Annotated in this window: 20 protein-coding genes and 1 pseudogene; 16 read left to right on the forward strand and 5 right to left on the reverse strand. The window is 29.8% G+C overall.

The window, feature by feature from the left end:
* Positions 1 to 34 precede the first annotated feature (34 nt).
* Both pepT and ACREVU_RS07625 read left to right on the forward strand, forming a co-directional pair.
* Positions 35 to 1,261, forward strand: a complete 1,227-nt coding sequence (pepT, locus tag ACREVU_RS07620; protein ID WP_431551009.1) for a peptidase T — start codon at positions 35 to 37, stop codon at positions 1,259 to 1,261.
* Positions 1,262 to 1,510: 249 nt separating this feature from the next.
* Complete coding sequence (locus ACREVU_RS07625) at positions 1,511 to 2,905, forward strand: S1C family serine protease (protein ID WP_431551010.1); 1,395 nt, start codon at positions 1,511 to 1,513, stop codon at positions 2,903 to 2,905.
* Positions 2,906 to 3,002: 97 nt separating this feature from the next.
* On the opposite strand, the gene ACREVU_RS07630 is transcribed toward ACREVU_RS07625, so the two are convergent.
* Positions 3,003 to 5,003: a fructose-1,6-bisphosphatase gene (locus tag ACREVU_RS07630; RefSeq protein ID WP_431551011.1), complete on the reverse strand. Its 2,001-nt coding sequence runs from the start codon at positions 5,001 to 5,003 to the stop codon at positions 3,003 to 3,005.
* Positions 5,004 to 5,283: 280 nt separating this feature from the next.
* Between ACREVU_RS07630 and ACREVU_RS07635 the strand changes: the two genes are divergently transcribed.
* The 4 genes from ACREVU_RS07635 to ACREVU_RS07650 all read left to right on the forward strand — a co-directional run bounded on the left by ACREVU_RS07635 (position 5,284) and on the right by ACREVU_RS07650 (position 9,266).
* Entirely contained in the window at positions 5,284 to 6,294 is a 1,011-nt protein-coding gene (locus ACREVU_RS07635) for a MarR family transcriptional regulator (protein WP_431551012.1), read from the forward strand.
* A gap of 264 nt (positions 6,295 to 6,558) precedes the next feature.
* Positions 6,559 to 7,128 carry a LemA family protein gene (locus ACREVU_RS07640; protein WP_431551013.1) on the forward strand — a complete coding sequence of 190 codons (570 nt, stop codon included), beginning with the start codon at positions 6,559 to 6,561 and terminating at the stop codon, positions 7,126 to 7,128.
* A 100-nt stretch (positions 7,129 to 7,228) separates the two neighbouring features.
* A complete protein-coding gene (locus ACREVU_RS07645; RefSeq protein ID WP_431551052.1) occupies positions 7,229 to 8,014 on the forward strand; it encodes a TPM domain-containing protein in 786 nt (261 codons plus the stop codon).
* A 310-nt stretch (positions 8,015 to 8,324) separates the two neighbouring features.
* Positions 8,325 to 9,266, forward strand: a complete 942-nt coding sequence (locus tag ACREVU_RS07650; RefSeq protein ID WP_431551014.1) for an ROK family protein — start codon at positions 8,325 to 8,327, stop codon at positions 9,264 to 9,266.
* Positions 9,267 to 9,352: 86 nt separating this feature from the next.
* Here the strand turns inward: ACREVU_RS07650 and ACREVU_RS07655 are convergent, their stop codons facing one another.
* Positions 9,353 to 9,964, reverse strand: a complete 612-nt coding sequence (locus ACREVU_RS07655) for a DUF4230 domain-containing protein (RefSeq protein WP_431551015.1) — start codon at positions 9,962 to 9,964, stop codon at positions 9,353 to 9,355.
* Positions 9,965 to 10,303: 339 nt separating this feature from the next.
* Between ACREVU_RS07655 and ACREVU_RS07660 the strand changes: the two genes are divergently transcribed.
* The 7 genes from ACREVU_RS07660 (at position 10,304) to glgP (ending at position 19,229) form a co-directional block, all read left to right on the forward strand.
* Positions 10,304 to 12,079, forward strand: coding sequence for a proton-conducting transporter transmembrane domain-containing protein (locus tag ACREVU_RS07660; RefSeq protein WP_431551016.1), 1,776 nt, complete (start codon positions 10,304 to 10,306; stop codon positions 12,077 to 12,079).
* A 12-nt stretch (positions 12,080 to 12,091) separates the two neighbouring features.
* Positions 12,092 to 13,021, forward strand: coding sequence for a respiratory chain complex I subunit 1 family protein (locus ACREVU_RS07665; RefSeq protein ID WP_431551017.1), 930 nt, complete (start codon positions 12,092 to 12,094; stop codon positions 13,019 to 13,021).
* Between the two features lie 11 nt (positions 13,022 to 13,032).
* Positions 13,033 to 13,644, forward strand: a complete 612-nt coding sequence (locus tag ACREVU_RS07670; protein ID WP_431551018.1) for a hydrogenase — start codon at positions 13,033 to 13,035, stop codon at positions 13,642 to 13,644.
* Between the two features lie 35 nt (positions 13,645 to 13,679).
* The gene (locus ACREVU_RS07675) at positions 13,680 to 15,116 is read left to right on the forward strand and encodes a proton-conducting transporter transmembrane domain-containing protein (protein ID WP_431551019.1); all 1,437 of its coding nucleotides are present in this window, start codon (positions 13,680 to 13,682) and stop codon (positions 15,114 to 15,116) included.
* An 11-nt stretch (positions 15,117 to 15,127) separates the two neighbouring features.
* Positions 15,128 to 16,564, forward strand: coding sequence for a hydrogenase large subunit (locus tag ACREVU_RS07680; RefSeq protein ID WP_431551020.1), 1,437 nt, complete (start codon positions 15,128 to 15,130; stop codon positions 16,562 to 16,564).
* A gap of 11 nt (positions 16,565 to 16,575) precedes the next feature.
* The gene (locus tag ACREVU_RS07685; RefSeq protein WP_431551021.1) at positions 16,576 to 17,298 is read left to right on the forward strand and encodes an NADH-quinone oxidoreductase subunit B family protein; all 723 of its coding nucleotides are present in this window, start codon (positions 16,576 to 16,578) and stop codon (positions 17,296 to 17,298) included.
* Between the two features lie 311 nt (positions 17,299 to 17,609).
* Positions 17,610 to 19,229, forward strand: a complete 1,620-nt coding sequence (gene glgP / locus ACREVU_RS07690) for an alpha-glucan family phosphorylase (RefSeq protein WP_431551022.1) — start codon at positions 17,610 to 17,612, stop codon at positions 19,227 to 19,229.
* Positions 19,230 to 19,361: 132 nt separating this feature from the next.
* On the opposite strand, the pseudogene ACREVU_RS07695 reads toward glgP, so the two are convergent.
* Both ACREVU_RS07695 and ACREVU_RS07700 read right to left on the reverse strand, forming a co-directional pair.
* Positions 19,362 to 20,393, reverse strand: a pseudogene (locus ACREVU_RS07695) (branched-chain amino acid aminotransferase); the annotation flags it as partial.
* 259 nt (positions 20,394 to 20,652) lie between these two features.
* Positions 20,653 to 21,291 (reverse strand): RusA family crossover junction endodeoxyribonuclease, encoded by a 639-nt coding sequence (locus ACREVU_RS07700; protein ID WP_431551023.1) that lies wholly within the window; start codon positions 21,289 to 21,291, stop codon positions 20,653 to 20,655.
* A gap of 362 nt (positions 21,292 to 21,653) precedes the next feature.
* Between ACREVU_RS07700 and tsaD the strand changes: the two genes are divergently transcribed.
* Entirely contained in the window at positions 21,654 to 22,676 is a 1,023-nt protein-coding gene (gene tsaD / locus ACREVU_RS07705; protein WP_431551024.1) for a tRNA (adenosine(37)-N6)-threonylcarbamoyltransferase complex transferase subunit TsaD, read from the forward strand.
* Between the two features lie 4 nt (positions 22,677 to 22,680).
* Here the strand turns inward: tsaD and ACREVU_RS07710 are convergent, their stop codons facing one another.
* Positions 22,681 to 23,787, reverse strand: coding sequence for an AI-2E family transporter (locus ACREVU_RS07710; RefSeq protein WP_431551025.1), 1,107 nt, complete (start codon positions 23,785 to 23,787; stop codon positions 22,681 to 22,683).
* A 349-nt stretch (positions 23,788 to 24,136) separates the two neighbouring features.
* Here ACREVU_RS07710 and ACREVU_RS07715 point away from each other — a divergent pair, with 349 nt between their 5' ends.
* Both ACREVU_RS07715 and ACREVU_RS07720 read left to right on the forward strand, forming a co-directional pair.
* Positions 24,137 to 24,604 carry a response regulator gene (locus tag ACREVU_RS07715; RefSeq protein ID WP_431551026.1) on the forward strand — a complete coding sequence of 156 codons (468 nt, stop codon included), beginning with the start codon at positions 24,137 to 24,139 and terminating at the stop codon, positions 24,602 to 24,604.
* Between the two features lie 243 nt (positions 24,605 to 24,847).
* Complete coding sequence (locus ACREVU_RS07720) at positions 24,848 to 25,957, forward strand: hypothetical protein (RefSeq protein WP_431551027.1); 1,110 nt, start codon at positions 24,848 to 24,850, stop codon at positions 25,955 to 25,957.
* The last annotated feature ends 96 nt before the right edge of the window (positions 25,958 to 26,053 follow it).

Below are 26,053 nucleotides of genomic sequence, written 5' to 3' on the forward strand. Positions count from 1 at the left end.
TATGTGTTCATATTAAAAGTAGGGAGATGGTCATATGTCAAAAGTTGTAGAAAAATTTTTAAAATATGTAAGTTACGATAGTAAATCTGATGAGGAATCAACCACTGTTCCAAGTACGAAAGGTCAAATGCTACTTGCCAAGGAATTAGTTAAAGAATTAAAAGAGATGGGTATACAAGATGCAAGTGTAGATGATAATGGATATGTAATGGCATCAATTCCATCAAATGTAGAAAAAGCTATACCAACTATAGGATTCATAGCACATATGGATACTGCTCCAGATATATCTGGAAAAGATATTAAACCTAAATTTGTAGAAAATTATGATGGGGAGGATATTATATTAAATAGTGAAAATAATATAGTATTATCTCCAAAAGACTTTCCAGAATTAAAGAATTACATAGGGAAAACTCTTATAACTACTGATGGGACTACACTACTTGGCGCTGACGATAAAGCTGGAATTTCAGAAATAATGTCTGCTGTAGAGTATTTATTTGAAAACCCTAAGTTTTCACATGGTCCAATTAGTATTGGATTTACACCAGACGAAGAAGTAGGACGTGGAGCAGATATTTTTGATGTAAAAAAATTTGGCGCAGATTTTGCATACACTATGGATGGTGGAACTATTGGGGAATTAGAGTCTGAGAATTTTAATGCTGCGTCAGCAAAAATATCTATTCATGGAAGAAATGTTCATCCAGGTTCTGCGAAGGGAAAGATGATTCACTCTACACTTATAGCAAATGAATTTATCAATTCATTACCACCAAATGAAACACCAGCTACTACGGAAGGATATGAAGGCTTCTATCATTTAATTGCTATCAATGGAGAGGTTGAAGAAACAAAGCTTCAATATATTATAAGAGATTTTACTAGTGAAGGATTTAAAAATAGAAAAATATTTATAAAAAATATAGTAGATACATTAAATGATAAGTATGGTAAGGGAACAGTTGAAATAGAAGTCAAGGATCAATATTATAATATGAAAGAAAAAATAGAGCCAGTTAAACATATAGTGGATACGGCATTTTTGGCTATGAAGGAAGTGGGAGTAAATCCTATAATGGTTCCGATTAGAGGTGGTACAGATGGTGCAAGACTTTCCTTTATGGGACTTCCAACACCGAATATATTCGCAGGGGGACATAATTTCCATGGCAAATATGAATTTATACCTACATTTGCTATGGAAAGTGCGGTTGGAGTAATACTTAAAATAATTGAACTATATGCGGCAAAATAAGCTTATTTAAAACAAAGGAATCATTATATTTTTATATAATGGTTCCTTTGTTCTTATTATTAACAAACTTTATTAAAGATTTGTTAATAAAGTTGACATAAAACTGTAACATAGAAGCCTTAATATATACTTAAAGGTAAAATAAAAGTTTGAGTTCAATAATATGTATAAGAATTTTGTATAATAAAATTCACAAAAATAATAGTTCTAAATGATATATAATTACAAAACTACAAGGAGGAAAATAATATGAATGAAAATAAGAATAATGATGAATCGAATGAAGTGAATGAAACAAATGAAAGGATGTATAATGATGAAATAAATGATAATATAATTCCTAGTGAAAACGGAAATTGTGATGATAATATAAATGATTCACAAGTAAACATAAATGAAGAATCTAAAGAAGATTTTAATGGAAATGTATATAATAGTGAGCTTTCTGAAGAAGAGGGTAGAACTTTACCTATCCAATTAGAGAATACTAATTACACAGAAATAAATGATAAAAAGGTTAAAGAGAATAAAGGTGGTATGAGAAAGAGAATAGTGTCCTATATATTAGTAGGGGCTATATGTTCTACACTTGGAGGTGCGGGTGCGGCTGTCGTTACAATTAACATGATGAATAATTCTAGTAATACTAGTGCTACAACTACAGCTAAAGCAACTGCTACAACGGTTTCTAGCGATTCAAAAGCAAAGATTATAAACACCAATAGTACAGAAAATTTAACTACACCTGAAATTGTGAAAAAGGTAAGTCCAGCAGTAGTTGCAATTTCTACAAATAGCTCTAGTGTAAGTAGCAATATTAGTGGACAGGGTGGACCAGAGGAAGGTGTAGGAACTGGTATGATATTTAGTAAAGATGGATATATTTTAACAAATTATCATGTTGTAAGCGGAGCTCAGAGTATTAAGGTTATGCTTAGCGATGGTAAGGAAGTTTCTGCTAAAGTAATCAACTTTGATCAAGCAGCAGATGTAGCTGTAATTAAATTAGCTAATAATACAGTTGTGCCAGGTGTGGCCGAGTTTGGAGATTCAGATGCACTTGAAGTAGGAGAAACTGTAGTTGCAATAGGAAATCCATTAGGAAAAGAATTAATAGGATCTGTTACTACCGGAATTGTTAGTGCGGTTAATAGGCAGGTAAGTGTTGAAAATAAAGATTTGAAGTTTATTCAGACAGATGCAGCTATTAATCCAGGCAATAGCGGTGGTCCTCTTGTAAATTCTAAGGGTGAAGTTATAGGGATAAATACTGCTAAAATAAGTGTAGCAGGAGTAGAAGGATTAGGGTTTTCAATACCAATTAATACGGTAAAGCCTAAAATTGATAGTTTAGTTAAACCCATGCTTAATATAGGAATTTCTTGTAGAGATATTACAGCAGATATGGCAGAACAAAATAATGTGCCTATAGGAGTTTATATATTACAAGTCAAAGAGTTTAGTGCGGCAGAAAAAGCGGGTATAACTACTGGAGATATTATTACACAGTTTGATGCTAAAAAGATTAAAACTGTGGCAGAAATAAATAAAATTAAAGGTACTCATAAAGCTGGGGATATAGTTAAAGTAGAATTAAATAGAAATGGAAAGACAATAAAATTAAATTTAACACTTTCTGAATAAATTAAATATATTGTAAATAAAAGAAATTGAGAATCCTATGATTCCCAATTTCTTTTATTTACTAAAAAATTATAGTTTTAAAATGCATAAAAAACATTTATAAGGTTACCCTCTGCTCTTTAATAAGACCTTTCCTGTATGCTGTAAGAAGCAATTCTAAATCTTTAATTTGATCCTTAATGTCTAGTCCTACATCTGTATCTGTAACACGGATACGATTTGTAGATTTCTCTAAAACTATAGTAGATGAAAGGATGTCTACACCTTCATCAATAGCCTTTTGGGTTGATTCAAAAGGAGCATGGGAGGCTAAAAGCAGTCCATAGGAATTATAAATAAGGGTATAGCCTGCTATGCCTGTTTCTGGTTGATAGGCTTTTGAAAAGCCACCATCAATAACTAAAAGTTTACCATTGGCTTTTATAGGGCTCTCACCTTGTTTAGTCTTTACGGGAACATGACCATTTATAATGTGTGAATCATTGGGGTTTAATTCAAATTCAGCTAATATATTATTGCATATTGTTTCATCATCTCTATATTTATAATAAGGATTCTTAATTTCTTTATGAGTGATTTTATCATTTATAAAATATCTTTCAAAGGTAGTCATTTTATCCTTACCAAATAATGGAGAATTACAGCCGCACCACATATACCATATGGAGTCCAAAGCATAAAGCTTAGTTTCTGAATTGGCTTTGCCAAAGTAGGCTTCTCTTGATAATCGTTCAGTTCGATCTATATAAGATTTTCCACTATAAGTAATGTTATCTATTTTCATTTTCTTAAAACTACCATCTGCATTTAGTGCAATACAACCATGATAAAGTAAATTTGAATTGTATTTTAGGTACATACTTCCTTTAGAATACAAAAAACGTACATGCTTTTGAAGTTTTTCACTATTTAAGAAAGAAGATTTAAGCTTGTCAATAAGTTCTACTTCTTCTTGGGTTAATTTATAAGGATCATTAGGATCTATAGTTGGGAAATTAGTATCGTTTAGTGTGTATTCTTTTCCGTCAATGTCTATAGTGCCCTTTTCATAATTTATTTTATGAAGAAGTAATCTATTTTGCATTTCATAATTAGGGCGTCTTTTTATTATGGCGCCTTCAAGTTTAAATTGAATTATAGAAATTGCTTTATGCATCTGAGCCATTAGATTAAGGTCATTTTCTCTATAATTGTTCTCAAAAAAAACTTTAGGTTTAAAGGAGCTGCAAGGATCATCACTATAGAAATCTAAAGCAAAGGTTGCAAGGGGTAACAGGTTAATTCCATAACCTTCTTCTATAGTATCTAAGTTTGCATACCTGGTTGATATACGAAGAACATTAGCCATAGAGCTTTCACAGCCCGCGGCAGCTCCCATCCAAAGTATATCGTGATTACCCCACTGTATATCAATAGAATGATAGTGCATAAGAGTATCTAAAATTATATGTGCTCCAGGTCCTCTATCATAGATATCACCTAAAATATGAAGTCTATCTATAGTAAGTCTTTGAATTAAGTTTGAAATAGCAATTATAAACTCTTTAGCTCTTCCAATTTTAATTATAGTTTGAATAATTCCATTGTAATACTCCTGCTTATTAAAGGTATTTTGTTGTTCGTGAAGTAATTCTTCAATAATGTAAGAAAAATCTGCAGGGAGGGCTTTCCTTACTTTAGATCTAGTATATTTAGAGGAAACAGTCCGACAAATTTTAATAAGTTTATGAAGGGTAATTTTGTACCAATCATCTATATCATCTTCTTCTTTAAGCGCTAGGTCTAATTTTTGCTCAGGATAATATATAATGGTTGCCAGTTCTTTCTTTTCCGTTTCTCTAAGAGAATTACCAAAAATATCGTTAATTTTTCTTTTGATTACGCCAGAGGCATTTCTAAGAACATGATTAAAGGATTCATATTCACCATGAATATCTGTAAGAAAATGTTCAGTTCCTTTAGGGAGATTTAAAATAGCCTGTAGATTTATAATTTCTGTACAGGCATCAGGAACTGTAGGGTACTTACTAGCCAATAACTTAAGATATCTCAAATCTTCTTCTATAGTATCAATGGGTGTCTCATTAGAAAATATCATTTTTGACTCTCCTTTTAATTAAAATAATTCTATAGTGTAGCTTATTTATTATAAAGGCTACTCTTAATAGTATAATACATTATTATAGTAGATTGTATTATGAATACAAAATATTTTAATTTATATTATATATAAGTCCATAAATACACAATTATGGTTTTAAAATAAAATTATTTTATTGATTTAGAACCATATTTTTGGTACAATCTATTGAATAATAGCTAGGAATGTGAAAGTAACAATTTATAATAAGACTAACTAACATGTAAGGGGATATTTTATGGAACAAAATGAGTATTTGTTTAATATACATTCGTTATATAATCTAGCAAGATATGCTTTTTTAAAAATTGAATCTAATTATTCAAGAACAGTGGAAACTTATGAGATAACGTTGCCACAACTAAGAGTTCTTTGGATTACTAAGGCATTTCCAGGGACGTCACTTAGCAACATTGCCAGGATAGGATGTTGGAGCTTACCGACTGTTAGCAACATAATTAAAATTTTGATTAATAAAAAGCTAATATTTAAAGAAGAAACTATTAATAAAAAATTATATAAGTTTCAATTAACAGAAATGGGTATGTGGTTTATCAATATAAACAAACAAGATAAGCGAAAAAAACTTTACATTTTTCACTTAATAGGGTTATTTTCACATAGTGAATTAGATTTTATTATAGATATTTTTACGAGTATTATCATAAGAGAAAAGAAAGAGTTTATTTTTGAATATATTGAGAAGGTTAATGAAATGGATTTAAAAATTGACTTAACGGATTTTGATATAAATAAAGTTAGTATTATAAAAAAAATAATTAGTCTGTATAATCTTTTAAGAACATTCATTTTAACTGTTAAAAGTAATCATAGAGAACCACTTAAAGAGTTTAATGTTACATATCCTCAACTTAGAGCACTATGGATAATTGCTGCATTCCCAGGCATTACTTCAAGTGAATTAAGTGAAATTAGTTTTTGGTCACCTTCTACAGTTCATGTAATAGTAAAAAATTTAAATAGTAAGCATTTTATTCATAAAGAAAAAGCTTCTATCAAAAATGCTCAGTATTTATACATAACGCAGCAGGGAGAAACTCTAGTAATAGAAGACTATAAGAAAAATCAAAAAACACTATTAATCTTCCAAGAATTAAAAGATATAAGTTCCCAGGACATTTTAAATTTAAATTCTCTTTTAATCAAAATGAATGTTACATTGGGAAATTATAAAACTGAAGAATATATTAAAAAAACTTTTAACATTATTAAAAGAAAAGCATTATAGTATTGGTACTTAAAAAAGTGATTATGATTTTTGTAATCACTTTTTATATTTTTTGATATTATGCTTTTATAAAAATAAAAGCTTGTATATGAAATATATTAAAAATATGTATCATACAATACATAATTTATAAGAAAAAATAGCAAATTAGTATAGTATACAATTAAAGTTCATAACTTATTGTATAAGGATTTTTTTGACATAGTTAAATATGCTAAATAATTAATAAATATATATTCCATAAAATAGAAAGGTGGTAATGAGATGAATAAAACGTTAAGAACCATTGCGATTGTTATAGCAGTAATTCTGGTAATAACCATGCCTATTATTGGAGGATATAATAAGATGGTGAGTTTAGAACAAAAGGTAAAGGTAGCGGAAGGAAACATAGATACGCAATTACAGAGGAGGTCGGATTTAATACCAAATTTGGTAGCGACGGTAAAGGGTTATGCTTCTCAAGAAAAAGACATTTTTATACAAATAGCCCAGGCTAGGGCTAAACTGGGAGGAGCCCAAACGGTAGGGGACAAAGCACAAGCAGATAGCGAACTTGGCAGTGCACTTTCAAGGCTTTTAGTAGTTGTAGAAAAGTATCCAGATTTGAAATCTAGTCAGAATTTTAGGGATTTAGCCGTTGCTCTAGAAGGTACAGAAAATAGAATAGGTATAGCAAGGCTAGATTATAATAAAAGTGTGGATAATTTCAATACGACCATTAGAAAATTCCCCGGCAGTATTATAGCAGGGACTTTCAGATTCCAGGAAAAAGCATATTATAAAGCTAGTGAATCTGCTAAAGAATTACCAAAGGTTGACTTTAGCAAATAGGAGTTAAATTATGAAAAATTATTTAGTGAAATTGTTTGAAAATAACTATAATAATCATAGTATTAAAAATATAAAATATAAGCTTACATTTAGAAAGCTTATGTTGGTTATGATAAGTACATTTTTATTAAGCGGAATATTAGCTGTGATGTTTGTACATGCGGAGTCTAAATTCCCTGTGGCTACAGAGCTTAAATATGTTAATGATTATGCTAAAGTGATTGATAATGATTCTGCAGAGTATATCTTGTCAGTAGGTAAGGAATTAGAAGGGAAAACTGGAGCGCAAGCTATTGTTGTGGTGGTGGGTTCGCTACAAGGTGAATCTATAGAATCTTATGCTAATGGGCTTTTTAGAAGCTGGGGTATAGGGCAAAAGGATAAAAATAATGGGTTATTAATTTTACTATCTATGCAAGAAAAAAAATGGAGAGTAGAGGTAGGTACAGGCCTTGAAGGTGCTATTACTGATATATATTCCGCAAGTGTTATGAATGATTTTGCAGTGCCAAAATTTAAACAGAATCAATACGGTCAGGGACTTAGGGCGGCATATTCAATTATTTCAGATAGTATAGCTAAAGAATATAAAGTAAAATTAGATAAGAATATTAATGTCCCAAAATATAACGAAAATGTTAAAAATTCAGCTGCACCCAAAAAAGGTAGTGGATTTTTATTAATAGGGATAATCTTATTAATTTTTCTTGACTTTATTCTTAATAGAGGGAGAGTAACTAGATTTATTGTAACAATACTGTTTTGGAGTTCGATAGGTAGACGTGGTGGAAGAAATGGTGGTGGTTTTGGAGGTGGCTCAGGAGGTGGAACTGGAGGGTTTGGAGGCGGTTCATCAAGTGGAGGAGGATCCTCTGGCGGATGGTAATATAATGGTTTGGTAGAATATAATAAATATTAGCTAAATTATTGGATTATATTACAGTTTTAATTTTATAAAAATAAAAGTATAATATTAATTAGGCACACAGAATAGAAAAACACAATATGTTTATTTGAATGTGCTTTCTAGGACCCCTACTAGGAGAATTAAATATTTAAAAGCAGAAAAATAATTTATTTTCTGCTTTTAAACTATGTGAATTTATATTATAGATAGATTTAAAAAATAAACTAGCATTGTTGACTAGTTATTTTTTTTGAGGTTATAATTAGAAGCGAGAGGATAGGTGGAAATTATGCGTATAGGGATTGATTTAGGTGGAACTAATATAGTTGTTGGTATAGTTACAAACGAAGGAGAAATAGTTATTAAAAAAAGTACACCAACATTAGTTGTAAGAGGGGCGGTAAAAATAATAGAGGATATGGTGAATTTAATATATAAAACATTGGAAGTGTCCCATATACCTATGGAGGAAATTGAGCTCATTGGTATTGGTGTTCCAGGGCTTGTTGACTATAAGAGTGGGTTAATAATAAAATGTGTAAATCTAGGTTGGGAGAATATAGATATATGCACGATACTTAAAGAGAAAACCGGGAAAAAAATTCTTATAGATAATGATGCAAATGCTGCAGCTGGTGGAGAATTCCTTTTCGGAACAATGAAAAATCATTTAAATTCAGTTTTTATAACCTTAGGAACGGGTGTAGGTGGGGGAATAATTTTAAATGGTAAGTTACATAGAGGAATAAATGGATCTGCAGCAGAAATAGGACACATGATAGTAGGAAGTAATTTTTATGACTGTGCCTGTGGGAATAATGGATGTTTTGAAACATTTACTTCTGCTACAGCATTAATTAAGTATGCTAAAAAATTAATAAATGAAAATCCTCAACATACATTAATACTTGAAAATAATACTTTTGATGAAATTGATGCAAAAATAATTTTTGATTGTGCAAAGAAAGGCGACAAATTAGCTAATTTAGTTGTAGAAAGATTTGTTAAATATTTTGCCATAGGAATCTGTAATATAGTAAACATTTTGGATGTATCAATGATAGGCATTGGCGGTGGAGTGTCTGCAGCAGGGGAGTTTTTTATGAAACTACTAATAAGTGATATTAAAAAATACAAATTATTTAAAGAAATACCTGTTTGTTATATAAAAATCGCAGATTTAGGAAATGATGCTGGTATCATTGGAGCTGCAATGTTAGATAAATTATAGATTTAATAATTAAAAATAATCACTATGAAAATTTATTGATTAATTCAGGTTTCATGGTGATTTTATTATATTTATCTGTTTGCCACTTACTTGAGAACTATTGTTACATTTTCAAAACCCATATTTGATAATATGGTTTGTAAAAGTAATTTAGTATTACCGTTGGCTTCATCTAAAAATTTTGTTTTTAACAAATAGGCTTCAGTCTTACTTTTCTCATCACTGATTTCATTTATCATGTCTTGCATACTAAGCTTATTAAACATTGAGGATTTCTCATCATAAACAAACAAATCTTCATTATTTATTACATGGTCTAGAATTATAGCTTTTTTTAAAGTTATAGTGACACTTCCTTTGTTAACTACAATATCCAAATCTTTTAAGTCTACACCAGCTTTAATATAGCCGCTGTATTTTATTAAAAAGGATTTTTCAGTAAAAGGGATAGAGAAATCTTTGAAAGTTTTACTATTTTTTAGAGATATTATATTAGAATAGCTATATTTTACTGTGGAAAGCTCAGAAACTTTGGATAATCTTTCTGCAATAATAGTAGAACTTATAGCATTATCACTATTAAAATTGTGCATAATAGAATAAATCATTACTGTTATTATTGTAAAACTCAAAAGTATTATTAAAATAATAAGCTTATATTTGCCTTTTATTGATTTACAGGATGATTTTAAATACATACTGAAACAACTCCTTATAATATTTAACTACATAAAAATCATTGTTAAAGTATATTCATTGAATAAAGATAAAATGACAATTATAGGTTTAGCGCAAAGCTATTTTAATCAATAGTTTAGGGGTATTATCCTGGATGCAAATAAATTATGGTAGTATAGACTAGAATTTTACACAAACAATTGACGTAAATTAGTTGTGAACATACGTAAAATAAGGTATACTATATAAGTGCCACATTTCAACATTCGAATGATAACTAAATATAGCTAGAAGTTGACAATACCTGTTGTATTCCAACATTCGAATAATAACTAAATATAACTAGGAGCTGATAATACGTGTTACCTTTAATTAATAATCAAATAGATTGGCTTTCAATATACTTCGCATTTATTATAATCTTAGTATTTATTCCAGTGGCAATTTACACCAAAGGCTACGTAATGGAGTATAAAAAACATTACTCAGTAAAATACATGTTGTCATTAATTATTTTATTTGTGGTTTCAATGATAGGAGTTGTACTTTCTGATAATGCAATAAATTTCCTTGTATTTTGGGAAATTATGTCTATATCTTCATTTTTCCTAGTGATTTACGAATACTTAAATAAGGAAAGCTTGAAAGCTGGTATATTTTATTTTGTTATGACTCATATAAGCGGACTTTTTTTGATGATAATGTTTGCACTGTTGTATAAATACACTGGTAGCTTCGAGTTTAAAGAGATTCTTAAGGTTTCGGTGAATTTTTCACCAAAACAACAGTACATTATATTTATACTTGCACTATTTGGATTTGGTGCAAAGATGGGCATTGTTCCACTTCATGCATGGCTTCCTAAGGCTCATCCAGCAGCACCCTCCAACGTTTCAGCTTTGATGTCAGGGGTAATGCTGAAGGTTGCACTATATGGTTTTATAAGAGTAACGTTTGTTTTTTTGGGAAACATGCCAATACTGTGTGGAGTTATAGTACTGGTAATTGGAACTATTACTGCGATATATTCAATTTTAAATGCACTATTACAAAATAATATTAAAAAATTATTGGCATATTCTAGTGCGGAAAACATCGGACTTATTTTTGCAACCCTTGGAATATCAATGATAGCTATGAATTATAATTTGAAAATGTTAGCTTCTTTAGCACTAACAGCAGCATTACTTCATTGCTTGAATCATGCGATTTTTAAAAGCCTTCTGTTTTTAAATGCAGGAAGTGTATTGTATGCAACAGGTACTAAAAATATGGATGAACTTGGTGGACTGAGCAAAAGAATGAAGTTCACTGCAATCTGTGCATTTATTGGGACCTGCGCTATTTCAGCAGTACCACCATTTAATGGCTTTGCAAGCGAAATTCTTATACTAAGAAGTTTCATTGAAGCAATAACTAAGGTAAGTAATATTTGGGTTATAATATTGATTTTTAGTTGTGCCATTATTGTAGCATTAACAAGTGGAGCGGCTTTTTATGCATCTGTAAAATCTTTTGGAATTACTTTTCTTGGAAAGCCAAGAACTGAGAAAGCAGAGAATGTAAAAACCATTCCATTGTCTATGAATATAGGGCAAGGGTTACTCGCTGTTCTTGCTATAGTTACTGGTATATTTTCACCATTTATAATAAGGGAGATATCCTATTATACTAATAATTTATTAGAAATCAGTGAAAAAAGTCTTAGTTTTAAAAATGAAACTGAGATAATAGTATTCACAATAATATTAATTTGTATCACATTTATCTTATATATGTTTAATAAAATAAATTCATCAAACAAAAAACAAGAGATTAGTGATACTTGGGCTTGTGGATACACCCAGGATAAACCTTATATTCAGTACACTGGAAGTGGATTTGTTCAGCCGGCAGCAAAGTTTTTTGGGCCTATTGCAAATTATGAAAAGAAAATAAATTTAAAAGAGACTATTCATATAAGTCAAAAGACTAGTGATATAGTAGAAAACCATTTATATAAAAGTAGTATAAAAATAGTTGATTTTTTAACAAGAAAAATAATTGAAATTAACTATGGAAAAGTTCAAACACATATTTCTTACATCTTTATATCATTAATAATTGCACTTGTTTTGGTTTTGAAATTTGTGTAAGGAGGCATTCATTTGAAATATAATTTAATTTATTTTATTCAAAGTATAATGGTTATAATCTTATCACCATTATTTGTAGGAATCTTAAAAAAGATGAAGGCAACGCTTAGGGGATATAAAGGTTCATCTATTATTCAACCGTATTATGATTTGTGCAAACTATTAAAAAAAGGAAGAATTATATCAAATAGAAGTTCCTTTATAACAACTATTGGTCCAATAGTCATACTTGCCGCTACAATAACTACAGCTTTTTTCATACCGGTTTTTTATACAACCATGGGAAAGTCTATAGGAAACATATTTATCCTTATGTTTGCATTTGCAATAGTTAAAATTTTTACAGTGCTGATTGGACTTGATAGTGCAAGTACATTTGGTGGAATGGGATCAAGTAGAGAAGCGTTTATCTCAATGATGGCAGAACCACTAATGTTATTTTTAATAACTTTTTTGTACATAGAAACAAAGGATTTTAATGTTTTTCATATTTCCTTTATTAATAGCAATATTGTGCATTTTCATATGGAACATTATATTGCCATGATAACTTTTATTATTTGTATACTTGCTGAAAATGCAAGAATACCTTTTGATAATCCAGAAACACATCTGGAACTTACAATGATGCATGAAGCGATGATTTTAGATTTATCAGGTAGTGATTTAGCATATGTTGAACTATCTTCCTATATTAAGCTAATTGTATATTTGATTATTTTAATTAATTGTTATATTCCTATGGGAATTGCAACAACACTTACAGTGTCAGCGGTGTTTATAGGCTTTTTAATTTTTATAATTAAACTTTTAGTTTGCTTACTAGGAATTGCTATTATTGAAACAACTTTTGCTAAATCTAGATTATTCAGAGGAGCAGAGATTTTTCCAGCTACCATAGCACTGGGTATTGTAGCAATTACTTTAATTTATATTTTATAAGGAGAAAGATTATGATAGAGGCTTTACTTACAATTATATTAATCTCTAGCATTTATATGTCTGGAGTTAGAAGAATAAAACTCCTAACAGGAGGATTTAAATTTCAGTCTGCAGCTATTGGGCTCATAGCTTTAAAGCTTGGTTATGATACAGGAGAAATGCATTATTATATTTTAGCATTTTTAACAATAATAACAAAAGTTATTATAATACCACTAATAATAAATAAATCTGTAAAGAAATTAAAGATAAATAGAGAAATGGAGTTAATGGTTAATGCTTTTAATTCTTATATTTTAACTGGAACAGGGATAATGATAGCATTTGCTCTTTTAAACAAAAGCCAAAACAATTTTATAAAGACTGGAATTGCTCTGTTTATTATAGGAGTTTTACTCATGGTAGCAAGAAAAAAAGCTATTACGCAAATGATAGGATTTTTAATCTTTGAAAATGGTATTGTACTTTTTGAAATATCATTAACTAAGATGTCTATAATGATTGAGGCCGGTATAGTTTTTGAAGGCCTAATGTTAGCACTTATTATGGGGATAATGATTTTTCATATAAATAAAACTTTTGATTCAATAAATACAGACTTATTTGAAAATCTAAAGGAATAGTTGGTGAAATAATGTATATTGTACTACTCGGTATTTTGTTCTTAGTTATGATAGTGACTCCACTAATTTTTAAAAATATAAAAATTAGTGGATTAATAACAATACTTGGATCTATATTAGTTTTAGGTGTTGTACTAAAAATTATTATTCGTCTTTATGACGGCGGCTCTCTTAGTTATTTTAATAAATTTTTCTATATTGATAGCTTAAGTATAGTACAGCTATTTATTATAGCTAGTATAAATATAATTGTAAGTATTTATTCATATAGATATATTGCAAATGAGATAGAGGAGGAAATGATTTCAAATAAAAGAGGTAAATTATATTATTTTCTATTTAATTTTTTTGTATTTTTCATGATGTTTATTGCATTAACAAATAATATTGTAGCAATGTGGATTGGACTTGAAGGAACAACACTTACAACTGCATTCTTGATTGGGTTTAATATTAATAAAAATTCCTTGGAATCTGCTTGGAAGTATATTATTATTTGTTCAATTGGGATAGGTATTGGTTTAATCGGTATACTTATTTTTGTTAATTCTTATAGTAATCAAGATGCCAGCCAGATACTTAATTGGTCTTATCTTGTGAAAAATTCAAATGCACAAAATACTTATGCTATTAAAATAGCTTTTACGTTAATATTTGTAGGAATTGGAACAAAAGCAGGTCTGGCACCTATGCATACATGGCTTCCAGATGCCCATAGTGAATCACCATCGCCAGTTAGTGCCATGATGTCTGGGGTTCTTTTGAATCTTGCACTCTATGTTATTCTAAGATTCTATATAATAATAAAACATATACCAGGTCTTGTTAACACCAAGTGGTTGTTTATAGTTTTTGGTTGTGTGTCACTTATAGTTTCATCTTTTAGTATTTTAAGGCAAACTAACTACAAAAGGCTACTTGCATTTTCGTCTGTTGAAAATATTGGAATTATAGCCTTGGGGCTTGGAATTGGAACTAAAATTGCAGTGTTTGGTGCATTATTACATTCATTAGTTCATGCCTTTGGAAAGTCTCTTTTGTTTTTAACTGCAGGAAATATACTAAGTGCATATAAAACAAAGCGTATAGATAAAATTAATGCACTAATAAAAACTATGCCAATAAATGCGGTATTTCTTATTTTAGGAATGCTTGTTATTACTGGAGCACCACCGTTTCCAGCTTTCTTTAGTGAATATTACATAATTGTAGGAACTGTTGAAACAGGGAATTATTTTATTACTGCACTTTATAGTTTTTGTTTGCTATTAGTTTTTGCCGGATTTTTAAAAGTGTTTATTAAGATAGTTTTTAATAATGAACCTGGCGTTAAGTATGTTAAAATTGAAGAAGACAAAGAAAATATATTGCCACTGGTTTTATGTTTTGTTTCAATTATTATTATGAGTTTATTTATGAATGGTTATTTGTCTAATATGATAAATAATGCAGTTTCAATTATTTGTAATTAGGAAGTGAAAATATGAAAATAGAAGATACTATAAATAGTTTAAATGAATTGAATTTTGATTTGAAATATGAAGTTAAGAATGGTAATGAGTTGTACGTTAGGATAAAAGCAGAGCAAATTAGAAAGATTGCTTTGATTTGTATTGATGTTTTTAAATTTAATTATATTTGTGAATTTTCCGTTTCAGGAAAAGAACGTGTAATAAATTGTGTGTTTTCAAACAGTAAGCAAGGGTATTATGTAATATGGAGCTATATTACTGAAAACTTGCCTGTTCCTCTTGAAAATTTAATTTATCAAAGTAGATTATTTCAAAGAGAAATTAATAGTGATTTTGATTATAAGGTTAAGGAAGTTTCAGGTACTGATGCTTATCAGGTTGCAGTAGGACCTGTTCATGCAGGAATAATCGAACCAGGTCATTTTAGGTTTAGTGTTATGGGAGAACCTATAGAAAACCTTGAGATAAGACTTATGTACAAACATAGAGGAATAGAAAAGCTTTGCACTAATATAAATGCAAATTTATTAAATCTTATGTTTGAAAGAGTGTCAGGTGAATCAACAGTAGCTTATGGTGAAGCTTATGCTATTCTTGTAGAAAAGATCTTAAATAAAGACAATAGTGTGGAAATTAAAGCCCTTAGAATTGTTCTTTTAGAACTTGAAAGAATGTATAATTATATGGATGATTTAGGCGGTGTTGCTAATGATATAGGGTATAGTTATGTAGCCAAAAAATTCAGTTATTTTTCAGAAATTATTCATCAGTTATGCGAAAGAGTAAGTGGAAGCAGGTTTATGAGAAATGCTATTGTTCCACTTGGAATAAATATTGATTTTAATGAAGAGAAGAAGAAAGATATTATTGAAACACTAGAAAGTCTTAAAACTCGGGTAAATAGTATAATTAAAATGAGTTTAAATGCAGTTTCTTTTTTAGATAGGGTAGAAGATACAGGAATGGTAAGTACTGCGATGGCTAAAAAGTTTTGTATGACTGGCGTGGTAGGAAGAGCTAGCAATTTAAAATATGATGTTAGAACAAAATTTCCATATGAACTATACAAAGAGATAAAAAAACATATAAATACAGAAACAAAAGGTGGAGTTTTTGAAAGATATAAATTGAAAGCCTCTGAACTTAATGATGCTTTTGATTTTATAGAAAAAGCACTAACATATATTGATAAAGATATTAAAAGAGATAAACAAGAAATTTGTTTAGAAGAGGGATTAGAGGGAATAGTTTCAGTTGAAACTGTAAAGGGAGAATTGGTTGTTTATGGTTTAACGGGAAGTGAAAATAAATTCAGTAAAATTTATTTTAAAACTCCGTCCTTTACTAATTGGACGGGGATGACCGAAGCGGTTCTTGGAGAAATTATACCTGATTTTCCTCTTATTAACAAAAGCTTTAATATGTCTTATTCTGAAAATGATAGATAGGGAGTATTAAAATGAATAATATATTTGATAGAATAAAATATGGAACTGAAACAATAAAAGATCCACTTAATAATAATAAATTTTCTTATGGAAAAATAATTGCCAGTGAAAATACATGTGATAACTGTGGAGTATGTTTGAGTGTATGTCCTGTAGATGCTATAAAGATAAATACTAGTGTAAATGGTGATAATATAATAAGCATAGATAGCAAAAAATGTATTTACTGTAGAAATTGTGTTGATATATGTCCAAAATCTGTTTTGAAAATGACATCTGATTATAAGATGGCAGAATTAGAGTTTGCAGGCGACAAACTAAGGGAAAAAATTTATAGTGTTTATAAGAAATCACTAGTACTCAGAGTAGTAGATACTGGCTCTTGTAATGCTTGTTTGTCAGAACTTAGCGCACTTCATAATACTTTTTATGATGTTTCAAGATTTGGAATTAGTGTAGTTCCTTCACCAAGACATGCAGATGGACTGGTGGTAACTGGCACAGTTACTAAAAATATGAAAGAAGCTCTTCTAAAGACTTACCACGCAATGGCTGAACCTAGAATAGTTATAGCTGTTGGTAGTTGTGCATATGATGGAGGAATTTTTAAAGGAGGCGCGGGAGTCTATGATGTGCTTAAGAATATATTGCCTGTAGACTTGGTAATTCCAGGTTGCCCACCTTCTCCACAAGCAATTGTTTTTGGTCTTCTTAAATTAATGGAGAAGATTTAAAAAAAGATCAAAATTTAATATAGGTAAAAGATTATACGGTAATTGTAAAGACGGTTACTATATAATCTTTTTTATTTACTCACTATTATTTATTTGAGTTTGCTAATATATGTTCTAAGTATAATTATAAAATTTATTTTTATACCATAATTTTATGTGCAAACGGTTGCATTAATTATAAATATTATGTATAATAATTATAAAAACTATAACTAAAATAAATTGCGAAATTTATAGCACAATAAAGATTAAAATAATTAACTATTCATAAATTGTTTATTATTAAAAAAGAATATAGGAGGGAAAATTCAATGGATATTAACAAACTTCCAAGAGTCGCTTATTTTTGTATGGAGTACGGACTACACCCAGATTTTAAAGCTTATGCAGGTGGACTAGGAATACTTGCAGGCGATTATTTAAAAGGAGCTAAAGATTTAAATCTACCATTGGTAGGAATAGGTCTTAAGTGGAAACAAGGATATACAGAGCAACTTATAGATGAAAATGGAAAAGCCTATGATACATATCATAATAATAATTATGACTTTTTGCAAGATACAGGGATAAAAGTAACTGTTAAAATAAGAAAGTTAGATATAGTGTGCAAGGTTTGGAAATTAGAGGAATTTGGGAATGTTCCATTATACCTTTTAGATACTGATATACCAGAAAATGCAGACAATTGGATAACAGGACAATTGTATGGATGGTTTGGAGAAGAACGAATTGCTCAAGAAATAGTATTAGGCATTGGGGGAGTAAAAGCTTTAAGAGCCTTGGACATACCCGTAGATGTATACCATTTTAATGAAGGACACGCAGCACTTGCAGCTACAGAACTTATAAAAGAAAAAATGCAATCGGGATTTAGCTTTGAGGAGTCTTGGAACAAAACCCGTGAAGAGGTAGTATTTACAACTCACACACCAATAGTTGAAGGAAATGAATCTCATGATATTTCCAAATTAGAGTATATGGGAGCATTTAATGGATTAACTAGAGAGCAAATGATTAGGATTGGTGGAGAACCATTTAATATGACGGTAGCAGGACTTAGACTTTCAAGGAAATCTAATGCTGTAGCACAACTTCATATGTCAACTGCAAACAAAATGTGGAGAACCGTTGCTGGAAGGTCTGAAATTATCGGTATAACTAATGGAATTCATAAGCCAACATGGGTAGACAATCGAATTACTGATGCTTACGAAAATAATGGAGAGCTATGGGATGCTCATCAAACTGTTAAAAAGGAACTTATAGGATTTATTAACGAAAGGACAAATGTGGAGCTGGATGCAGATAAGTTACTTATTGGATTTTCAAGAAGGGCTGCACCATATAAGAGAAGTGATTTGATATTTACAGAGGAAAAAATTATTTCTCCACTGCTTAAAAGTGGAAAGGTTCAAATTGTATTTTCAGGGAAAGCACATCCCCTCGATGATACAGGAAAAGAAATAGTAGCAAAACTAGTAAGAATGATGAAAAAATATCCAAACAGTGTAGTATTTTTAGAAAATTATGACATGAACATAGGGAGAATGCTAACTAGAGGTTCAGACATTTGGTTAAATAATCCAAGAAGGCCACTAGAGGCTAGTGGAACTTCAGGAATGAAAGCTGCAATGAATGGTGTGCTTAACTGCTCTATTCTGGATGGTTGGTGGCCAGAGGCTTGTAATGATGGTGTAAATGGATGGCAGTTTGGAGATGGAGTAAGTCTTGATGATTTATCTCCAGTGGAACTGGATAAACATGATACAACTGCTCTTTATGATACTTTAATAAATAGAGTTATGACTACTTATTATGACAATAGGGAAAAGTGGGTAGAAATGATGAAGGAAAGTATTAAAACTACAAGTTATGAGTTCTCAGTAGAGAGAATGCTTGATGAGTATTATAATAAAATGTATATAAAATAAAATAAAAGAATGAAACCATGATAAATTTATCATGGTTTCATTCTTTGTAAAGAAAAAAACTAAAATTTATATTAGAAATTATTTAACTTCTATTAATTATTTAACTTCTACTAATTATTTAACTTCTACTAATTATTTAACTTCTACAATCCATCCTTCTGGAGCTTCTACTTCTCCAAATTGGATTCCATAAAGGGTGTCATAGAGTTCTTTTATAACGGGGCCTACTTCTGTCTCGCTATGGAAAACATGAAGCTCATTATTATATGCTATTCCACCAATTGGAGTTATTACGGCAGCAGTTCCGCAAGCTCCTGCTTCTTTAAAGTCGCTAAGATTATTTATTGGAACATCTCTTTCCTCAACTTCAAGTTTTAAATATTCTTTTGCAATGTTCATTAGTGAATATTTAGTTATACTAGGAAGTATTGATGGTGATTTTGGAGTCACAAATACATTATCATTTGTAATTCCAAAGAAGTTTGCAGCTCCAACTTCTTCAATTTTGGTATGAGTTGCAGGATCAAGGTAAATACAATCTGCAAATCCTTTTTCTACAGCAGTGGTATGAGCAAGAAGACTTGCAGCATAGTTACCGCCAACTTTTGCAGCTCCTGTTCCATGAGGGGCAGCTCTGTCAAATTCTTCTGCAATCATAAAGTTTACAGGGGCCATTCCACCTTTGAAGTAAGGACCTACAGGGCAACAAAATATGCTAAACATAAATTCTGGGGCTGATCTTACTCCAAGATTATCGCCAATACCTATAACATAAGGTCTAAGGTAAAGTGTTGCACCAGTTCCATAGGGTGGAACAAAAGATTCGTTTGCTTTAACAACTTGTATGCAGGCATCAACAAACTTTTCAATAGGAATTTCAGGCATAAGAATACGTTTACAGCTTCTGCTAATACGTTTAGCATTTTCATCAGGTCTAAACAATTGGATTTTACCAGACTTTGTGCGATAAGCTTTTAAGCCTTCAAAACACTGTTGTCCATAGTGAAGAGCTGTTGAAGCTTCACTTATAGTAATATTGTTATCTTCAACTAGTTTTCCATCATCCCATTTGCCATTTTTCCATATTGAAACATAACGTAAATCCGTCTTTGTATAAGAAAAACCTAGTTTACTCCAGTCGATATTGACATTCGTGCTCATATGAACCCTCCTAGTATGTAGTTTTTTTGAATGAGAACATTTTTATAACAGTATTATAACATAGAATATGGACATGTTATATTATAATAAGTATTTTAATAAATTAAATTCAGAATATTTTTAAAATGAACAGAAAGTTGCATTATTAAAAATTTATATTAATAAAAATTTATATCAATAGCATAGCTATATTTGTTGTTTATATGTATAAATAAGCAGAGACAGTAATTCCATGTGATTTCGTAAAATGAAACTACTGTCCTTAATATAATTTTTTGAAGCATTTTTTACATAATATAGTTTTGCCCTTGTTGGCAGAAATACAGTTATTCTTTAGTACTGGTCTTTTACAGATTTCACATATAAGTGTTGAAGGATCCTTATTAAGAACCACGGAATTTGATTTGTTTGATTTAGAACCTATGGTGTTTTTTTTGTTTGAAGGTGGGTCATAATTAATAGGTTGTTGTTTTTCGGTTTTTTCAATTATACTGTAATTCATAGTATAAATACTTTCACCAAAAAGTTCTAATTCAAATCTGGGATTTTCTTTATCGTAAAATTCTTCAATAATAAGTCTTGTAACCTGTGCATCATTTACTATAAGACCACTTTTTTCTATACCATCAAAAATACTTTTTGTAATGTTGTTTGTATCGGGATGCCTTTTTACACTTTTATAATATACCTTCAAAACAGCAATAAGTGATTCTGTTAAAAATATATTGGAATTTTGAATTCTACATTGATAGGCAATTTCTTCTTCATATAAAGCATATCTATCATGGTACTTACCAGAATTATAAGGTAGAATAGCTCTGCCATTCATATTGAAAAGTTTAAAGTTAGATTTTGAAATAGGCGAGCCTTTTATTATGACTTTAGCATAGGTGTTACTCATATTTTCCCCCTAGGATCTACTTCTAATAGATTGCAATTATTAATTTAAATTTTCTATGATATAATTACATATATAATTATATCATACAAAAAGAAAAAATAAGATTAAATGTGCCTGAGTGAACTTAAATAAGTGGGTGCAATTAAATAAAGAAATGCGCTTCAATAAGTGTATACATTTTAGAAATACATATAAAAATTTGATATGCTAAAGTTAATAAAGTATAATTAGTTTGTGTTATTAAGGTAAACACTCTTAAATATTAAACTTCTTAAAAGATAACTTTTTTAAATTAAACATTTTTAGAATGTTTTTATGAATATAAAAAAAATTATAAACTATATTAAAGGTGGGTAAAAACAATGGAAAAGAAGATTAAAATACTTGCAATTGAATCAAGTTGCGATGAGACAGCGGCTGCAGTAGTAGTTAATGGTCGCCAAGTTCTATCAAACATAATTGCATCGCAGATAGATATACACGAAAAATTTGGAGGAGTTGTTCCAGAAGTGGCCTCTAGAAAACATATAGAAGTAATAAGTGCTGTAGTTCAAGAGGCGCTAGACGAAGCTAAAGTAACATTAGAGGATATAGATGCAATAGGAGTAACTTATGGACCGGGGCTGGTAGGAGCATTACTGGTAGGGGTTCAATATGCTAAGGGCCTTGCATATGCAACCAGTAAGCCCTTAATTGGAGTTAATCATATAGAAGGTCATATAAGTGCCAATTTTATTCAATATGTGGAGCTTGAACCACCATTTGTATGTTTGGTAGCTTCAGGTGGTCATACGTTTATTGTATATATGAAGGATCATGGTGATTTTGAGGTCATGGGCCAAACTAGAGATGATGCTGCAGGGGAAGCCTTTGATAAGGTAGCCCGCGCTATTGGACTTGGTTACCCAGGTGGACCTAAAATAGATAAGATAGCAAAACAGGGTAATGCTGATGCTATAAAATTTCCAAGAGCTAAATTTCATGATAATACCTTGGACTTTTCTTTTAGTGGAGTTAAATCCTCTGTGCTAAATTACTTAAATAAGATGAATATGAAAAATGAAAAGATTAATGTACCTGATGTGGCAGCATCTTTTCAAAAGGCTGTAGTTGATGTTTTGGTCCATAATGCTCTAGAGGCATGTGAGATAAAAGGGGTACATAAAATAGCAATAGCGGGAGGAGTAGCATCAAATTCTTGCCTTAGAGAGACAATGATAAAACAAGGGCAAAAGAAAGACATAAAAGTTTTGTTCCCAGAAATGATACTTTGCACTGATAATGCAGCTATGATTGGTAGTGCAGCTTATTTTGAACTAATTAAAGGAAAAGTTTCGGGTCTGAAACTTAATGCAATACCCAATTTAAAACTTGGAGAAAGATAGGATATTATAATTTAATATCCTTTTCTTTTAGTCTCCTATTTATGAATCTCTCAGCTATCAGTAAAACAATGGCCATGGTGGGTACTGCAAGGAACATGCCGAGAATACCAAAGGTTCCACCGCCAATTAATATGGAAAGAATAATAAGTAGTGGACTTAAACCAACAGATTTCCCAAGAATTTTTGGACCTAAATATAATCCGTCAAACTGTTGAAGAATAATAATAAACAAAAGTATCCAAAAGGCTTTTACAGGGCTATCAAGTAGGGTAATAAAAAAAGCGGGAACCATACCAATGAAGGGTCCGAAATAAGGAATCATATTTGTAACTCCAACTATTAAGCTTATAAGTATAGCATAAGGCATTCTTAGAATACTAAGGCCTACAAAGCACATAAAACCAATAATAACGGAGTCAATAAATTTACCTATAACAAAGCCTGAAAAAATATTATTTGCTTCATTACTAAATTTTAAAAGACCATCTGCATTTTCTTTTTTTAAGACTGCATAAATCAGTCTTTTTATATTTAGTATTAAGGTTTCTTTATCCTTTAAAAGATACATAGACACAACAAATCCCAGCAAAAATTTCATTAAAGAAGAAGTGAAACCTACGGCGGTTAGGAAAGCAAAATTAATGCCAGTATTTAAATATTCACTTAAGTTTGACATGAATGTTGAGGTTGCTTCTTCTAAATATTTGGTTATACCATATTTATCAAGTAATTGAACTTTGTCAATGTTATTAGATAACCAAATCTGAGTCTTGGATATATATTCAGGAGTTGAGTCTGTTAATTCACGAATACTAACACCTATGTTAGGGGTTAATATGGTTATACTGAAAAATGATATGCCTATAACACAAACGTATATGATGAGTAGTGTTATAACACGGTTTGTATGGAAATTTCTCTCAATAGCGATCATTATGGGGTTTAATAAGTAAGCTATTCCGAATGCCCATATAAAGGAGCTTATATAGGATAGGAAAATGCTAAAGGCATCGGTTAGTAATTCTATATTATTTACTACTCGAAATAAAATAAATGATAATAAAATTATAGGAACTAATTTTAAATAAGGGATTTTTTTATCGTTAAACAAGCTTAATTCACTTCCTTTATTAATGATTATTTTATCAATAATTCTATGAAATTATTATATCATAAATAATGTATTTAAGAGATAATTATAATAATTTTAAGGCTATCATAAGGTTATGGTGGTTATTTTTTTGGCTTTTTCTAAGAATTGATAGATATAAAATATTAGCAATTTGTATTTTTGTTGTAAAATAAATTGTAAAGTTCCAAGTATAATGGTACACTTTTCTTGAATTTAATAACTACTAAATAAGTACTAATTTTGAAATTTAGATAAAATATTAAAAGTTCTGGTTGTTATTAAAATGAATATTATAGGGGTAACAAATATTTTGAATAGGAGAAAAAATATGGATAGAGTACTCTTAGTTAATGATTGTAAATTTGAAAATTTTATTATGAGAGATATGCTTGTAAATTTAGGGTATGAAGTTATTATAAGTAATGAATTTAATGCGATTAGCGATTTACGAGAATTAAACTGTAATAGCATTATAGCAAATTTTATTATGAAAGAAAAAACAGGAGATAAGATATTACAACAGATAAAATACATGTATCCTCAAACAAAGTGTCTTTTATCCTCAAGCAATGATATGAGGTTAGAGGATTTTGAAGGCAGTGTAATAGATGGGTTTATACATACACCTGTAACTAAAGAAAAATTGAAAAAAATAATGAAAAAGAATGTACAATCATTTGGGGAACACAAAAGCAAGAGGATACCTTCATTCTGCACCTATTGTGGCGAAAAAGTAGAGGGTAGTGAAAAACAAGCAATATTCTGTAAATATTGTGGTGAAAAATATACATTTTAGTTAATGAGTGTAGGATTATTATAAATAATCTTACACTCATTATTTATTTCTGTTAACTATAGGAGATGGAAAAATTAATAACTCAGGGAGAAATAATTATTGTGAATATTATATCATAGCATATGAAAATTGTGTTAAATATAAAACATTCTAGTTGATACCCTAATATAAGTGGGGTATAATAGTCTAAGTTTCAATGATTTAAAAAAGTAGTTATTTTTATGATTTAAGAGGAGCAAAATTATGACTATCCATGATAAAAAAGTAAAAAAAAATTTAAAACTATCCATTGTGGCAGTATGTTTATTCTTAAGCATATTCATCTCAATGTCTAGTTCAAATAGAATTTGGAAAACATATAAAAATATAAAGGAAAACAAAGAAAATTCTAGCAAAAATACTGAGGTTAAAGATAAAGAAAAGGTTGTAGCTGACACGAAAATAACAAAGATAGCATTTGAGAAGAATAATAATGTTTATATCTATGATGAAACGAAAACACAAATTAAATCCATTGGAGATAAATTACAAGGAAAGGATTTATTAATGATTTCTCCAGATAAAACAAAAATTGTATTCAGATACTTTAATAGTGAAAAAGCAACATATCCTCCACATGTAATTGTCTATGATATTAAAACTGAAAGCTTAACGGATATTGTAATAAATAATAAAAACCTTCAACAAATTATTGAACTAAAATGGCTTGATAATGAAAATGTTTTAGTTACAGGTCACATAAACCCATCAGTTTCAAGCTATTCAGTATACAACATAAAAAGTAAACAAGAGGTAATATCTTGCTTGGGTACCCTAAGAGATATTACTATAAATAATAAAAATATTCTTTACAGCAATACACCTCATATATTCCCAGAACCAAAAGCTAATTTGTATATTAATGGTAATAAGATTTTTGAGACAATTGATGCTAAGGAAGTAATATATGATGCTGTTATATCTAAGGATGGCAAAATGATTTCATTTAGAAGTTATGTAGAAAATCAAGTAAATTCAAGTGGTGAAGCAATAGGTTATCTTAGTCTAGCTAAGGTTAATAGTGATGGAAAAGCTATTAGTAATTTAAAGAAGATAATTATAAGTGGCGATACAAATGGAGAGATGAAGTTTGATGATGAAAACAATATAAGTATTGTTGGCGACCAATTTATGTATAAATTAAAGTCTGGGAGTCTTATTAAAGAAGAAAATACATTGCCAAAAAAACCGGAAATTTCTACTCAGCAACTTATAAAATTTAAGGAAATTTTGGCTAAGCAATTTCCAGAGGACGTTATTTCACAAGAAACAGTATTAGAGGATGTGGATGTATATAACATGGAAGCATTTTGAATTTTAAACACAATATTAAGATTAAATATTGTAATTTTTTAAAATTTCAAATATAAAAAATTGTTAACAAATATTTAAAAATTTGGTATAATGACC

Origin of the sequence: Clostridium sp. (genome assembly GCF_050717535.1) — a bacterium.
Classification (GTDB): domain Bacteria; phylum Bacillota; class Clostridia; order Clostridiales; family Clostridiaceae; genus Clostridium_AD.

Excerpts from the sequence above, each read along its gene's own strand:
- pepT (WP_431551009.1), top strand. The coding sequence starts at position 35 with ATGTCAAAAGTTGTAGAAAAATTTTTAAAATATGTAAGTTACGATAGT.
- ACREVU_RS07625 (WP_431551010.1), top strand. The coding sequence starts at position 1,511 with ATGAATGAAAATAAGAATAATGATGAATCGAATGAAGTGAATGAAACA.
- ACREVU_RS07630 (WP_431551011.1), bottom strand. The coding sequence starts at position 5,003 with ATGATATTTTCTAATGAGACACCCATTGATACTATAGAAGAAGATTTG.
- ACREVU_RS07635 (WP_431551012.1), top strand. The coding sequence starts at position 5,284 with ATGGAACAAAATGAGTATTTGTTTAATATACATTCGTTATATAATCTA.
- ACREVU_RS07640 (WP_431551013.1), top strand. The coding sequence starts at position 6,559 with ATGAATAAAACGTTAAGAACCATTGCGATTGTTATAGCAGTAATTCTG.
- ACREVU_RS07645 (WP_431551052.1), top strand. The coding sequence starts at position 7,229 with ATGTTGGTTATGATAAGTACATTTTTATTAAGCGGAATATTAGCTGTG.
- ACREVU_RS07650 (WP_431551014.1), top strand. The coding sequence starts at position 8,325 with ATGCGTATAGGGATTGATTTAGGTGGAACTAATATAGTTGTTGGTATA.
- ACREVU_RS07655 (WP_431551015.1), bottom strand. The coding sequence starts at position 9,964 with ATGTATTTAAAATCATCCTGTAAATCAATAAAAGGCAAATATAAGCTT.
- ACREVU_RS07670 (WP_431551018.1), top strand. The coding sequence starts at position 13,033 with ATGATAGAGGCTTTACTTACAATTATATTAATCTCTAGCATTTATATG.
- ACREVU_RS07680 (WP_431551020.1), top strand. The coding sequence starts at position 15,128 with ATGAAAATAGAAGATACTATAAATAGTTTAAATGAATTGAATTTTGAT.
- ACREVU_RS07685 (WP_431551021.1), top strand. The coding sequence starts at position 16,576 with ATGAATAATATATTTGATAGAATAAAATATGGAACTGAAACAATAAAA.
- glgP (WP_431551022.1), top strand. The coding sequence starts at position 17,610 with ATGGATATTAACAAACTTCCAAGAGTCGCTTATTTTTGTATGGAGTAC.
- ACREVU_RS07700 (WP_431551023.1), bottom strand. The coding sequence starts at position 21,291 with ATGAGTAACACCTATGCTAAAGTCATAATAAAAGGCTCGCCTATTTCA.
- tsaD (WP_431551024.1), top strand. The coding sequence starts at position 21,654 with ATGGAAAAGAAGATTAAAATACTTGCAATTGAATCAAGTTGCGATGAG.
- ACREVU_RS07715 (WP_431551026.1), top strand. The coding sequence starts at position 24,137 with ATGGATAGAGTACTCTTAGTTAATGATTGTAAATTTGAAAATTTTATT.
- ACREVU_RS07720 (WP_431551027.1), top strand. The coding sequence starts at position 24,848 with ATGACTATCCATGATAAAAAAGTAAAAAAAAATTTAAAACTATCCATT.